This is a genomic window from Alkalihalophilus pseudofirmus (assembly GCF_029094545.1).
GTDB classification, from domain to species: Bacteria; Bacillota; Bacilli; order Bacillales; family Bacillaceae_D; genus Alkalihalophilus; species Alkalihalophilus pseudofirmus.
Genome location: NZ_CP117835.1, coordinates 540,962 through 554,472 on the forward strand (window position 1 = coordinate 540,962; position 13,511 = coordinate 554,472).

12 protein-coding genes are annotated in these 13,511 nt (G+C 41.6%); 8 read left to right on the plus strand and 4 right to left on the minus strand.

Annotated features, from left to right (window positions below):
- The first annotated feature begins 17 nt into the window (after nt 1–17).
- Together PQ478_RS02750 and rbsK are read left to right on the plus strand one after the other, a co-directional pair.
- Entirely contained in the window at nt 18–260 is a 243-nt protein-coding gene (locus PQ478_RS02750; protein ID WP_289235769.1) for a protein YuzH, read from the plus strand.
- Between the two features lie 19 nt (nt 261–279).
- On the plus strand, nt 280–1,182 hold the full coding sequence (rbsK, locus tag PQ478_RS02755; protein WP_289235770.1) for a ribokinase: 903 nt from the start codon (nt 280–282) through the stop codon (nt 1,180–1,182).
- A 39-nt stretch (nt 1,183–1,221) separates the two neighbouring features.
- On the opposite strand, the gene mreBH is transcribed toward rbsK, so the two are convergent.
- The 3 genes from mreBH to glcT all read right to left on the minus strand — a co-directional run bounded on the left by mreBH (nt 1,222) and on the right by glcT (nt 5,756).
- Nucleotides 1,222–2,229: a rod-share determining protein MreBH gene (gene mreBH / locus PQ478_RS02760; protein WP_012957508.1), complete on the minus strand. Its 1,008-nt coding sequence runs from the start codon at nt 2,227–2,229 to the stop codon at nt 1,222–1,224.
- Nucleotides 2,230–2,683: 454 nt separating this feature from the next.
- Nucleotides 2,684–4,714 carry a glucose-specific PTS transporter subunit IIBC gene (ptsG, locus tag PQ478_RS02765; protein WP_289235771.1) on the minus strand — a complete coding sequence of 677 codons (2,031 nt, stop codon included), beginning with the start codon at nt 4,712–4,714 and terminating at the stop codon, nt 2,684–2,686.
- A 211-nt stretch (nt 4,715–4,925) separates the two neighbouring features.
- Nucleotides 4,926–5,756: a glucose PTS transporter transcription antiterminator GlcT gene (gene glcT / locus PQ478_RS02770; RefSeq protein WP_012957510.1), complete on the minus strand. Its 831-nt coding sequence runs from the start codon at nt 5,754–5,756 to the stop codon at nt 4,926–4,928.
- A gap of 167 nt (nt 5,757–5,923) precedes the next feature.
- Here glcT and PQ478_RS02775 point away from each other — a divergent pair, with 167 nt between their 5' ends.
- The 4 genes from PQ478_RS02775 to PQ478_RS02790 all read left to right on the plus strand — a co-directional run bounded on the left by PQ478_RS02775 (nt 5,924) and on the right by PQ478_RS02790 (nt 9,270).
- Nucleotides 5,924–6,325, plus strand: coding sequence for a thiol-disulfide oxidoreductase DCC family protein (locus PQ478_RS02775; RefSeq protein WP_289235772.1), 402 nt, complete (start codon nt 5,924–5,926; stop codon nt 6,323–6,325).
- A 156-nt stretch (nt 6,326–6,481) separates the two neighbouring features.
- Nucleotides 6,482–7,837 (plus strand): sodium-dependent transporter, encoded by a 1,356-nt coding sequence (locus PQ478_RS02780; protein ID WP_412675589.1) that lies wholly within the window; start codon nt 6,482–6,484, stop codon nt 7,835–7,837.
- Nucleotides 7,838–7,988: 151 nt separating this feature from the next.
- Nucleotides 7,989–8,327 carry a hypothetical protein gene (locus tag PQ478_RS02785; RefSeq protein WP_012957513.1) on the plus strand — a complete coding sequence of 113 codons (339 nt, stop codon included), beginning with the start codon at nt 7,989–7,991 and terminating at the stop codon, nt 8,325–8,327.
- A 40-nt stretch (nt 8,328–8,367) separates the two neighbouring features.
- On the plus strand, nt 8,368–9,270 hold the full coding sequence (locus tag PQ478_RS02790; protein WP_289235773.1) for a polysaccharide deacetylase family protein: 903 nt from the start codon (nt 8,368–8,370) through the stop codon (nt 9,268–9,270).
- A 549-nt stretch (nt 9,271–9,819) separates the two neighbouring features.
- On the opposite strand, the gene PQ478_RS02795 is transcribed toward PQ478_RS02790, so the two are convergent.
- On the minus strand, nt 9,820–10,986 hold the full coding sequence (locus PQ478_RS02795; RefSeq protein ID WP_289235774.1) for an IscS subfamily cysteine desulfurase: 1,167 nt from the start codon (nt 10,984–10,986) through the stop codon (nt 9,820–9,822).
- Nucleotides 10,987–11,072: 86 nt separating this feature from the next.
- Here PQ478_RS02795 and nadB point away from each other — a divergent pair, with 86 nt between their 5' ends.
- Entirely contained in the window at nt 11,073–12,659 is a 1,587-nt protein-coding gene (gene nadB / locus PQ478_RS02800) for an L-aspartate oxidase (RefSeq protein WP_289235775.1), read from the plus strand.
- Nucleotides 12,656–13,510, plus strand: coding sequence for a carboxylating nicotinate-nucleotide diphosphorylase (gene nadC / locus PQ478_RS02805; protein WP_289236931.1), 855 nt, complete (start codon nt 12,656–12,658; stop codon nt 13,508–13,510). Before nadB ends, nadC begins: the two co-directional genes overlap by 4 nt.
- Nucleotide 13,511: the final 1 nt, after the last annotated feature.

The following is a 13,511-nucleotide window of genomic DNA, read 5'->3' on the forward strand; positions in this document are numbered from 1 at the left end:
GGGAAGCGGGTGATAGGTTGAAACTTGAACGTTATTCCTATATGAAAAGAAATCGAATAAAAGCGTTTTTTGATCACTTTCCGGATTCTCCCGTTATTTTTAGCAAGATAGGGTCTTATTATTTTGTTTACGTAATACAATGGTCAGAATATGATCCCATTGTCCTCCGCAGGGATCTTGAAGAAATGGAATGGCTGATAAACAAAGAATTAGGTTTTAGCGAGGAATATATAAATAGACGTTCTCATAGAAACAACTAAAAGGAGATTAAAATGTGTTATGGCTAAAGTAATGGTAGTAGGAAGTATAAATAGTGACCTAGTCGTACAGGTAGAACGTTACCCTCATGCCGGTGAAACACTGAACGGCTCAGAGCTTGCATGGTTTCCAGGAGGAAAGGGTGCCAATCAAGCGGTTGCGGCTTCCCGTTTAGGAGCAAAGGTAACGATGGTTGGAGCAGTCGGTCGTGATTTTTATGGAGATGAATTGATCCATTCCCTTCAACTTAATTTAGTAGATATTAGTTATGTGAAAAGAACATCAGGCGCATCTGGGGCAGCTATTATTACGGTGGAACAAAATGGGGAAAATCGAATTATTTTATCACAAGGTGCGAATAAATATGTCACACTGGTCAACCCCGAGGAATTAGATGGAATCGATTGGCTGGTCGTGCAAAATGAAATCCCATGGAGCGTAACCGAAGCAGCGATTAAGCTTGCTCATGAACGTGGTGTGAAGGTACTGGTTAACCCTGCACCAGCTGCATTTATTCCGCACAACTTATATCCATTGGTTGACGTGCTAGTCGTTAATGAAGTGGAGGCAATGGAAATAATAGGCGCAAAAGCAGATGAGCTTTCGGAAGAAGACACTGCCAGAAAGCTGGTTTCGCTAGGTGCTAAAGCAGTCCTGTTAACTCTCGGAGCGCGAGGCTCTCTTTATGTTACGCAGGATAAAGTGTTAAGAATTCCTGCATACCCTGTAAAAAATATTGTCGATACAACCGCAGCAGGTGATACATTTATTGGCGGCTTTATTGCTGGTGTAACAGCTGGCAAGGCAATAGAAGAGGCCCTGCAATTTGCAACAGCAGCATCAGCAGTGGCCATATCAAGACTAGGTGCTCAAGTCTCGATCCCTACAAAAGGAGAAGTGGAAGCCTTCATACAAAAGCAATAGAAAAACGACTCATCGTATGACGATGAGTCGTTTCTTTGTTTAGACTGTTGCTTTTTGCAGTTTGTCGATAAACTTTAGAGAACGTCCTGTTCCTACAGCCACTGATTCAAGTGGATTTGGAGCAAGATGCACAGGAACTGAGATCTCTTCTGAGAACCAATCTTGAATACCGTTTAATAAAGCACCGCCGCCTGTAATCATTACACCACGGTCAACAATATCACCGCTCAGTTCAGGAGGGCAGTCCTCAAGAGTAGCTCGGACCGCTTCAAGCACTTGCAGAAGTGATTCACTTAATGCTTGTTGAATTTCAGTCGAGTGAAGAGTGATGGTTTTAGGAAGACCATTCACTAAGTCACGGCCGCGTACTTCCATTGTCAGCTCTTCATGTTCGATAGGAGCATAACCGATTTCCATTTTGATTTGTTCTGCAGTACGTTCACCGATTAGTACATTGTAGGATTTACGTACATGTTGAATGATCGCATCATCTAGCTTGTCTCCGCCGATACGGACAGAGTTACAAGAGACAACCCCGCCAAATGAAATGATCGCGACTTCCGTTGTACCGCCGCCAATATCAACTACAACATTGGCTACAGGCTCATCTACCGGCAAGTCTGCACCGATTGCTGCTGCTACAGGTTCTTCAATGATGTGTACATTTTTAGCACCGCAGCTTCTGACAGCATCAAGGATTGCTCTGCGTTCAACAGAGGTAGAGCCAGACGGCGCACACACGACGACATTTGGCTTTCTTAAAGATAAACCAAGCTGTTTGCTCGCTTTTTTCATCACGGCACGCAGCATACTAGCTGTCACATCAAAATCTGCAATGACACCATCACGTAGAGGGCGTACAGCTACAATATTAGCAGGAGTTTTCCCTACCATGCTTTTTGCTTCAGCACCAACAGCAAGCACATCACGTGTTTCTGTGTTTAATGCTACAACGGAGGGTTCATTTAAAACGATACCTTTATCTTTACTGTAAACAAGTAAATTTGCTGTTCCTAAGTCAATTCCTAATTCTGCATTTGACCACATAGTATTCACCAACTTTTCATTTAAAAGTCATCTTATAAAAGTCTTCATAGTAAGCTAGTTTAACAGTCCTTCGAATAGATTCAAAGGGGCGTAACGCTTATCTTCTATGTAAGAATATGAGAGATGTATGGGACTTGTTATAAATTTATCTAAAAATCTTCCAAACCTTGCTAATATAAGGCTTTGGTAGGTCTTTTGGTGCGGGTTTTTCCTCTTGCTTGCTAGAAGCTATTACTAAATAGGGCTGTCTATGCTAAATTGATTTAAACACAAGAAAGACCCAGCCGCAGCCAGGTCTTTCCACATAAGGTGGGGGAGGGTGATGCTCATTGCTTGTTAGGCTAGGCGGGGGAGTCGTAAGGGTGCTCAAGCCTTACTTCTTAGCGCCTGTCTAGTCTTATAAATACCCGCCTTAAAATCAATTAAACCTAAAAACAGTTATTTTTTTTGATATTTATTTTGCTTGTTTAATAGAGACAATATTCTTGTCACCATGTTTAGCAGAAGCGGTCTTTTTCACTTCAATAAATTCATCTTCGGTTAAGTTAGTAAAGACAACCGGAGTAATAGAAGAGGTTGCTTTTTCTTTAATGAATTCTAAATCAAAGCGCAATAGCTCTTGGCCTTGCTTAATGTGATCGCCTTCTGAAACAAGAGCGTCAAATCCTTCTCCTTTTAAGTTCACAGTATCTAAGCCGACATGAATCAATACTTCTTTTCCTTCGTTTGTTACTAGACCAAGAGCATGCTTTGTCGGGAATAGTGTCACAACTTTACCTGAGATTGGAGAATGCACGACACCTTCAGCAGGTTCAATCGCAAACCCATCACCCATCATTTTTTGTGAGAATACTTGGTCAGGAACTTCAGTTATTGGAAGAACTTTACCTGAGATTGGCATTAAAAAATCAATGTCGCCAGCTACCGCTTCTACCGTTTCAACAGGTTCTTCTGCTACCGGTGTACGACCGCTGATAATATCATGCATTTGTGTTTTAATCTGATCTGAACGTGGTCCAAAGATTGCTTGAATATTGTTGCCCATTTGCATAACACCAGAGGCACCAAGTTTCTTTAAGGTGTCTTTTTCAACTTGATCAGCGTCTTTAACACTTACACGTAAGCGAGTGATACATGCATCAAGGTTTACTAGATTTTCTTTTCCTCCAAGAGCACGAAGGACGTTATATGGCAGATCGCCAGCTGAAACGCTAGTCGTATCAGCGTCCTCAGCTACTTCTTCACGACCAGGAGTCATTAGATTGAACTTCTTAATCGCATAACGGAAACCAAAGTAATAGATAGCTGAGAATGCGAGTCCAACTGGAATAACAAGCCACCAATCCGTACGGTTAGGAAGGACCCCAAATAGTAGGAAGTCAATCACGCCGCCGGAGAAAGTCATTCCGATTTTAACGTCTAGAATCTGCATAATCATAAATGATAAACCAGCAAACACCGTGTGAATCGCAAATAATAATGGTGCTACAAATAAGAAACTAAATTCAATTGGTTCAGTGATACCAGTTAAGAAAGATGTTAAGGCAGCTGAACCCATAATTCCTGCGACGACTTTCTTTTGTTCTGGACGTGCGCAGTGATAGATTGCTAGAGCAGCAGCAGGCAGTCCAAACATCATGAATGGGAATTTACCAGTCATAAACGTGCCAGCTGTAAGCTCAACACCATCACGAATTTGTGCAAAGAAAATTGTTTGATCGCCTCGTACAATCTGTCCGGCAGCATTAGTGTACTGTCCGAACTCAAACCAGAATGGTGAGTAGAAAATATGGTGAAGTCCAAATGGAATTAACGCACGTTCAATCACACCAAAAATAAAGGCTGATAATGTTTGATTAGACTCAACCATTAAATAGGACAGGTTGTTTAGTCCAACTTGAATCGTCGGCCATACCCAATAGAGAATAACCCCGATGAATAAAGCAAAAAACGCTGTAGCAATCGGTACAAATCGTTTACCTGCAAAGAAACCTAGGTAAGAAGGCAACTCAATATTAAAGAATTTTTTATAGGTGTAGGTGGCGAGAAGCCCGGCTATAATACCGCCGAATACACCTGTTTGAAGAGTAGGGATTCCAAGTACTGAAGAAATACCAGGGTCAGCACCAATCATCTCTGGTGTCCACTCGCCGTATCCTCCTAGAACGCTCATTGTTACATTCATAATGAGATACCCAATTAGAGCAGCAAGACCTGCAACCCCGTCTCCATTTGATAATCCAATCGCAACACCAACCGCGAATAGTAAAGGCAGGTTCGCAAATACGATGTCGCCTGCACTTTCCATTACACTAGCTAACAGCACAATCCAATCTGCTGTCAAAAAGGGAAGGCGTGCTGTTAAGTCTGGATTTTGCATCGCATTTCCTAATGCGAGCAGAATACCTGCAGCAGGCAAGAGAGCAACAGGGAGCATCAATGCTTTACCGACACGCTGCAATACACTAAAAGACTGCTTAAACATGTAACATTCCTCCAATTTTGTTTAGAATTAAAAGTAGTAAGCTGATCTTTAAAACAACAAAAAAGGCATGAGCGGAAAAAGCGAACACATCAACTGAATAACGAAATATGACAAAAGGCATACTTCTTGTTCAATTCATGTGACCGCTTTCTTTTCCTCTCATGCCTGCATAACCAGTAACACGTAAAAAAGAAACGTATTGAGTATTTAATTACTGCTTCGATAAACGTTGTAAATGAAGCGTTAAATAAACTGCTTCAGCATCTGGAACCGTTTTCCTTAAAGCTTGCTGCATAATCTTGATCAGCTTCCAGGACAAATTGTAGCATACAGGATATTCAGATTGCAAGACACTTTTTAAAGCTTCTTGATTGTCTTCATATTTTTCTTTGTTAATCCGCTCAATTGCATGGTGAAGGTGACGGACTAAACGCAGGTAATCCACATCTTTACGATCAATAGAGATCCCTAATGAGCTTTCGATGACTCCGACGAGTTCACTGATCAAACGAGTATGCCGATTTACCTCCTGAAGCGGCCTCCGAGTAAGGGCGCTGTGGATATGCAGGGCTACAAATCCAATTTCTCCTTCAGGAATATTAATTTTAAGCTCTTGATTCATATGCTGAATGATCGTTTGGGCCATTTCAAATTCATCTGGGTAAGCTAATTCGGTCTCTGGAAGGAATGGATTTTTAATATCAAACCCTTGGTGAATGCGTTTGATTGCATAGAATAAGTGATCAGTCAGGGCAATATGAATATGTTCATGCAATCGCACTTTAAACCTCTCTTCAATCATTGAAATAACATCATTCATAAGTCCGATAAAGGCTTCATCTACATAATCAAGCAGCTGCTTGTATTGTTCTTGTTCCTTTTCCTCTTTTAATACAAAGAATTTCTCAGCAACCTCACCAGCGACTTCTTCACCAGGTTTTTTGCCAAACCCAAGTCCCTTCCCGATCAAAATGACTTCAGCATATTCCGGGTGCTCCGCTATCAACACGTTGTTATTTAAGACCTTTTTAACAGTAAGCATACTGCCCCTCCTCTCAGTAAGGTATAAGTAGGTATCATAATAGCTGTTTTTATTCGATCAGGTCAATAAAAGATCATTATATTTCTTTTTTAAAATGATACGATGGATGCGAGGATATAAGTAGAGTCAACAAAAAAGGATGAAGAAAAAGGGCGGGTGAGGGTGTCATGTCAAACGAGAAACCTATTTTATTATTTGACGGGGTTTGTAATGTATGTAACGTAGCTGTAGATTTTATTTTAAAACATGAGAAAGAAGAGCAGTTTCAATTTGCTTCATTGCAGTCAGAGAAAGCAAAAGAGATAAAGAAACGGTATAAGATTTCAGAAACAGTTGATTCTATTATTGTAATAGAACATGGCAAGGTCTATACATACAGCACAGCAGTTTTGAAAATCATTCCAAAACTATCGCTTGGCTGGCAGTTATTCCGCCTATTTGTCATTTTGCCTAAGCCATTGCGCGATACCCTCTATCGGCGGTTTGCTAAGCGTAGATATCAATTTTTCGGAAAAAAAGAAAGCTGCAGAATCCCTGCGCCAGAAGAGAGAAAGCGTTTCCTTGACTAATAGAAGTTAGAATGGTAAGAAATTTCCGGTTGTTCTGCCAGTATTGCTTTGCTACTATAGTGAAGTTATTATATGTGGAATGGTTTAAATGACGGACGCGTTGAAGGGTTAAAGAATTTCGTCAGGCAAACGTTTTATAGTAGTGAAAGTGAGGAGTTGAGCAGGTTGAAACAACAAGAACAATGGTCGTCAAAACTAGGGTTTATCTATGCGACCGCTGGTACTGCAATCGGACTTGGAGCCATTTGGAAATTTCCTTATGTAGCTGGAACAAGCGGTGGGGGTGCTTTTTTCTTTTTATTTATTTTGTTTACTGCACTTATCGGGCTGCCTCTATTAATTGGAGAATTTTTACTCGGCCGGCATACTGGAAAAGATGCTATTTCTACGTACAAACAATTAGCTCCTAAAACAGCATGGGTTTCAACAGGCTGGATCGGCGTGATTACATGTTTTATCGTTTTATCCTTTTATAGCGTAGTAGGAGGATGGAGTTTACTATATTTATTCCATTCTATTACAGGGCAATTGTCTGGACTGACAGTGGAACAATACGGTGAGCGCTTTGGTGAAATTATTGCGAACCCTGTGCCGACACTTGGGGCACAGCTGCTCTTTATTGTATTCACCATTCTCGTTGTATCAAAAGGTGTTCAAAAAGGGATTGAACGAGCTAGTAAGATTATGATGCCTGCGTTGTTTATTTTATTAATTATTATTGCTATCAGGTCTCTTACATTAGAGGGTGCGATGGAAGGTGTGCGTTTCTTACTGCTTCCTGATGTATCAAATATTTCATCGGAAACAGTTTTATTTGCATTAGGACAAGCATTCTTTGCTTTATCATTAGGTGTTTCCATTATGGTAACGTACAGCTCATACGTACCAAAAACACAAAGTCTGCCATTGTCAGCTGCATCAATTGGAATTATGAACATCTTTGTTGCTCTTTTATCAGGACTGATTATATTTCCTGGAGTCTTTACGTTCGGCCTTGAACCAAGTGAAGGGCCGCCGTTAATCTTTGTGGTACTTCCAGCCATTTTTGAACAAATGGTATTTGGTGAAATCTTTTTGATCGCATTCTTTATTTTATTTGTCTTTGCAGCACTTACATCCGCTTTTTCAATGCTAGAGATTATTGTTGCGACACGAGTAAAAAAAGATATCACAAAACGCCCGAAAGTAAGCTGGATTGTAGGTCTTCTTATCTTCATATTAGGGATTCCTGCTTGTTTATCATACGGGGCACTGGCAGATGTACAGATATTCGGCCGGACGTTCTTTGATAACGCTGATTATTTGGTGAGTAACATCTTGATGCCTTTTGGTGCGCTGTTAATTTCAATCTTTATTCCTTTAAAGATGTCTAAAACAACGTTATTTGAAGAATTAAAACAAGGGTCTTCTATAGGGTCAAAATTATTTATGGTGTGGTACGTATTACTAAAATATGTGACGCCGCTTGCAATTATTGTTGTCTTTTTAGATGCCATAGGTATGTTTAGATAAAAGGGAGTGGAGCAGTCTTTTAGGGGCTGCTCTTTTTGTAGCATAAATATGACATAATTTTCTGATTCATTTATGTTTTTCAAATCCTCTTAACGTGTTAAAATAGGTAAACAAGAGATGCATCTAATGGCATCAATGGGGAGGGAACCTTATGGAGACAAACAAATTTCAAGCTTACCTAAATGAACGGTTGGAAAAAGCAAAACAACAATTTGAACGAACAATTGATTGTAAACACACGGAATTTGATGACCTCTATCCTTACATGACTGAGCAGCCGCAATTCTTCTGGTATAAACGTTATGTTGCTTGGCAAGAATTGTTGACAGTCGTTAGCATTACAGAAGACAATGAATTTGATTGGAAGTCACTGTTTACCGACAAGCAGAAATCCTACATTGAATCACGCATTTTGGACGCAAAAGTTCTTGATGATTGGTATGAGATGCAAGAAGAAAAAGAAGCGGAGCAATCAGCTCAAAATGAATAAATATCAGCCCCCTAAGTACTTGAGGCTTAGGGGGTTCCTTATGTATTGGAGTGGTTATAAATTGAGAAGGTTAGGGTTTATAGTACTAGCGTTGATATTCGTTTTGATCATTCAAGCATGTAAAGTAGGTGAAGAGCCCTCAGATGATGAATCTGAGAATGTGCCATCTAAAGAGGAAGCGGCTCCTAAAGAAGAAGATCAGCCCGATGTGAATCAGAGGGAGGTGGAAGAGACTACGCTCAATTACGATCTTGATCTGAGCCCATTTGAACGTGAACCTAGTCAGTGGGGCGAAAATGTTGATGGAGTGAAAACGAGAATGGATACAGATGAACAGCAGATCGCACTGACGTTTGATGCTTGCGGTGGTCCGTATGGGAATGGCTATGATGAAGAACTGATCACATACTTACTAGAAGCCCAGATACCTGCTACGTTATTTGTAAATCAGCGATGGATTGATGAAAATGAAGAGCTCTTTCTAATGTTAGCGGATGAGCCTTTGTTTCAAATTGAGAATCACGGAACACAGCATATACCACTTTCGGTAAACGGAGGAACGGCATGGGGCATAGAAGCAACAGAAAGCCCGAAAGAAGCACAGCAGGAAGTATTGGGCAACCATAAACGAGTGTATGAGCTGACAGGGAAAGAAATGTCTTTGTTTCGCTCAGGAACGGCCTATTATGATGAAGTGGCTGTCAGTCTCGTTGAAGCTCTAGGGTATGAAGTCGTGAATTTTGACATTCTAGGTGATGCAGGGGCAACGTTTAGCAAGGAACAAGTAACGAACGCATTACTTCAAGCCCAGCCGGGCTCCATTGCTCTTTTGCATATGAATCAACCGCAAAGTGGAACGGCAGGCGGGGTAAAGGAAGCTGTCCCGCTTCTTAAAGAAAAGGGGTTTGAATTTGTACAGCTTCAAGATGTTGAGTTGAAGTAAAGTTTAGACATACTTAACGCCGGGGTGGACTTCTTTCTGAGAATAGTGAAACTTAGTTATGTCAGAAATCAGTTCAAGTGAAAAAACAAAAAATGCAGTGTAGGCGTAGGATCACCGCTCCTGAAATATGCTTCGCTTTCCGCGGTGAGCTGCTGAGCTTCCTCGGGCTTTTTTGCCCTGTGGGATCTCAGCCCTGCTCTAGGCACCGCAGGAGTCTTCACATATTTCATCCGCTATGTTACTTGCTTCGTCCATTTATTTAGTGGAACGATTTAGTTATGTACCACTTCAAATTATACGAAAGCAGATATTATTAGGTTAATCGGCTAAGATCACTGAACTGCTCCTTATAAAAATGGGAGCAACTTAACCAAATCCCTTCCTCCGTTGATTGGAGCGGAAGGCGCCGACTCCAGCGGGATGCGCGTGACCAGGGAGATCCCACAGGGCGAAAGCCCGAGGAAGCTCCCGGGCTTTCGCCCGCGGAAAGCGTGCGCCTGCAGCGGAGATCAACCACTGCTGCAAGGCAAGCCTAGTTATTAACCCGAACTAAAGCAACGCTACTCCACCTTCCTTTTTTTGAAGACCGTGAACAATTTCAATGATTTTATTTGCCGTATAGGTAATTTGTTCGCTGGTCGTGCTTCTGCCTAGAGAAATGCGAAAGTAGCGGTTAATATCCTGTTCGGTTTTTTGTAATGCAATCATTGTTTTTGATGGGGTTTGACTTCCTATTTGACAGGCTGTTCCGGTAGAGATCTGAATATGGTGCCGGTCAAGCATCTGCATCATCCATTGACCTTCAATGCCCTCTATCGAAAGTCCGATGATTGAAGGGAGCTGCCTATCTTTTGCTGTACTCCCCTCAACTTTAAAAGAAATGCCTGCGTTAGACAGTGCAGATAATAATTGCTCTCTAAGCTTCCAAAAATGATCAAGCTGCTGACTAAGCGTTTCCTGAATCTCCAGTGCAGCTGTAGTGAAGGCAGCTATTCCAGGCAGGTCAATCGTTCCTTGCCTAAATCCATTTTGATGATGAGTGAAGGGAAGAGTCGGACTCCAAGCGGTTTGTTTGTTGATGTAAGCAGCACCGACTCCTTTAGGGCCGTAAATTTTATGGCTGGCCACTGAAATGGCATCAAGCTGGTAACAACGGACATTAAGCGGAAGCTTTCCGAAAGATTGCACACAATCACTATGGAAAATGATATTCTTCTCTTTCAATATGGCTCCAATCTCTTTAAGCGGTTGAATGGAACCTGTTTCTGAATTGACGTGCTGAATCGAAGCTAAAACCGTATCGCTTCGAATGGATTCTTTAAGATCGGCAATAGATATCAAGCCCTCACTTGAAACAGGTAAGTACGTAACTTCCACTCTTTGCTCTTCTAGCTTTTGAAAAAAGGATAAGACAGAAGGGTGTTCAATAGAGGAAGTGATCACATGACTTCCTCTTGTTTTAATAGATTTGAATAAACTTTCTAATAGTAATTGATTTGCCTCAGAACCGCTACCGGTAAAGTAGATTTCACCCCCCTCGCAATCAAGAAGTTCTCCCATTTCTTTTTTACATATCTCAAATAAATGCCTTGCCTCTTCACCCTCTTCATGAAGGCTCTGGGTGTTGGCAAAATAATGTTCACTCGCACGAATCCATGCATCGATCGCTTGTTTTGAAATAGGGGTTGTTGCGGCATGGTCTAAATAGATCAACATCCTCACTCCTGTTAGTTAAGTCTTGTCTTTAGTTTAATTTTATGTAAATATAGGTGTCAAGACACATGTAAAGAATGGGTGGTTGCATGTTGAAAACAGATGTACTAATCATTGGCGGGGGACTGGCAGCCGTCGTATGTGCATTGAAGCTCGTTGACCGCTACGAAGTAACGATAGCTATGAAAGGGTCGATTGAGAGCGGTAATTCATGGAGGGCTCAAGGAGGGATTGCAGCAGCACTTTCATCTTTAGATCATCCATTTATTCACTATAAAGACACGATGAAGGCTGGTTGTTATCAAAATAATAAGCAGCTAGTAGAAATGCTTGTCAAAGAAGGGCCAAGGCGGCTGAGAGGTTGGATGAAAGAAGGACTTACCTTTGATCAAACGATGGATGGGGAGCTTCTTCTCGGTCAAGAAGGAGCCCATTCGATCCGGCGAATCGTACATAACCAAGGGGATCAGACAGGGAAAGTCTGCATGAGTTATTTTTGGAGTAAACTGCAGCAAAAAAAGGTCCGTATTCTATCACATTATCAAGCGATTGATTTAATTGCAGAGAATGAGGTTTGTGATGGTGCCTGGTTTAAGAATAAGCAAAATGAATTAATAGAAGTCAGAGCCTCTGCAACAATCCTAGCAACAGGTGGAATTGGAGGATTATACGAAGCGACAACGAATGATCCGTCTTTAATAGGCGAAGGTTTAGTAATGGCTTATAGAGCAGGTGCTATTTTGAGAGATTTAGAGTTTATTCAGTTCCATCCTACGCTCATTTATTCACAAGGAAGGACTGCGGGATTAGCATCAGAGGCTTTAAGAGGAGAAGGAGCTCGGCTTGTGGATCAAGATGGTACTCCTATTATGGATGGAAGAGACGACCGTGGTGACCTTGCCCCAAGAGATGTGGTGGCACGGGTAATTTACGAGTATACAAAAAAAGAGGAGCCCATTTTCTTAGATATTTCACCCATTCCTAACTTTAAAGATAAATTTCCTCAGATTACCAGCTTATGCAATCAAGCTCAAGTTGATTTAGAAAAGCAGCTTATTCCTGTATGTCCAGGCGCACATTTTCATATGGGCGGAGTGGAGACGAATACGAACGGGGCCGCTTCTATAGCAAACTTATATGCGGTAGGAGAAGTGAGCGGGAATAATGCTCACGGGGCAAATAGGCTCGCAAGCAATTCGCTGTTAGAGGCTCTTGTATTCGGTGAACGTTTAGGAGAATTCCTTTTGAGCCAACCGCTTAAAAGAGAGCTGACTAGGGACCATAATCGATATATTCGTGCTGAGGAAGTCGATGACCCTTCTGCATTGCCTTCTAAAAATGAGTTGAAACGCAAAGTAACACAAGCTTTAGGCATTACCCGCACCAGCCACGATCTAGAACAGTTACTTTCATGGTTAGGAAGCTTTAGACAATTTGATCAAGACGTATACAGGCGGGTGAATTGGACGAGAGAACAAATAGAAATAGATACGATGTGTACTGCTGCAATGCTGATTGCCAAGTCTGCACTAGCACGAAAAGAGAGCTTGGGAGCACATTTTCGAAATGATTCACAAGAGATAGGCAGGATGCCAATGAACCCCCAAGCTATGATGCAGGCAAGAGGCGATATATGGGCAAAACCTGTGAAGGAGAAGGAGAGGGTGTTGAAGTGAACAAACTTATGTTAAGGGAGCAATTAATTCAGTTTTTTTCAGAAGATATCGGACATGGAGATCTAACATCAGAAGCTATCTTTGATAATGAAAAAGGTAAGGCTTATTTTCTGGCAAAGGATGAAGGGATTTTTTGCGGAGAAGAGGTTATTTTTTCTGCCTATCAGTTATTCGATCCTGCTATTGAGGTGATTATGCACAAGAAAGACGGGGATGCAGTCAGGGGTGGCGAGATAATCTGTGAAGTCTATGGCAAAGCTCGTGATCTATTAACCTCTGAGCGAGTGATCTTAAATATTATTCAGCGCCTTTCAGGGATTGCCACAGAAACGAACAAAGCGGTTAAGAAAATGGAAGGAACATCAATTCGAATTTGTGATACACGAAAAACAACACCAGGTCTACGCATGCTAGAAAAACACGCGGTAACATGCGGCGGCGGGTTTAATCACCGTTTTGGGCTGCATGATGCGGTGTTAATAAAAGATAATCATATTGCTCAATGCGGAGGAGATTTAGATACGGCCGTGAAACGAGTAAAAGAGAAGCTCGGCCATATGGTGAAAGTTGAAGTAGAGGTTGAGTCGCGTGAAGAGGTAAAGAGAGCCGTTACAACAAACGTAGATGTGATTATGTTTGATAACTGTTCTCCAACTGAAGCAAAAGAATGGCGAAAGCTTGTCCCTGATTCCATAGTGGTCGAATTATCAGGAGGGATTACGCTTCATCAATTAGAAGAGTATGTTCACACAGGGGTCGACTATATTTCGATGGGGGCCCTGACGCATTCGGTTAAGGCGTTAGATATCAGTCTGGATGTTTTAGTGAAAGAAGGTGTGTCCCATGCTTAAG

Excerpts from the sequence above, each read along its gene's own strand:
- ptsG (WP_289235771.1), bottom strand. The coding sequence starts at position 4,714 with ATGTTTAAGCAGTCTTTTAGTGTATTGCAGCGTGTCGGTAAAGCATTG.
- PQ478_RS02790 (WP_289235773.1), top strand. The coding sequence starts at position 8,368 with ATGTATTGGAGTGGTTATAAATTGAGAAGGTTAGGGTTTATAGTACTA.
- nadB (WP_289235775.1), top strand. The coding sequence starts at position 11,073 with ATGTTGAAAACAGATGTACTAATCATTGGCGGGGGACTGGCAGCCGTC.
- rbsK (WP_289235770.1), top strand. The coding sequence starts at position 280 with ATGGCTAAAGTAATGGTAGTAGGAAGTATAAATAGTGACCTAGTCGTA.
- glcT (WP_012957510.1), bottom strand. The coding sequence starts at position 5,756 with ATGCTTACTGTTAAAAAGGTCTTAAATAACAACGTGTTGATAGCGGAG.
- mreBH (WP_012957508.1), bottom strand. The coding sequence starts at position 2,229 with ATGTGGTCAAATGCAGAATTAGGAATTGACTTAGGAACAGCAAATTTA.
- PQ478_RS02775 (WP_289235772.1), top strand. The coding sequence starts at position 5,924 with ATGTCAAACGAGAAACCTATTTTATTATTTGACGGGGTTTGTAATGTA.
- PQ478_RS02795 (WP_289235774.1), bottom strand. The coding sequence starts at position 10,986 with ATGTTGATCTATTTAGACCATGCCGCAACAACCCCTATTTCAAAACAA.
- PQ478_RS02785 (WP_012957513.1), top strand. The coding sequence starts at position 7,989 with ATGGAGACAAACAAATTTCAAGCTTACCTAAATGAACGGTTGGAAAAA.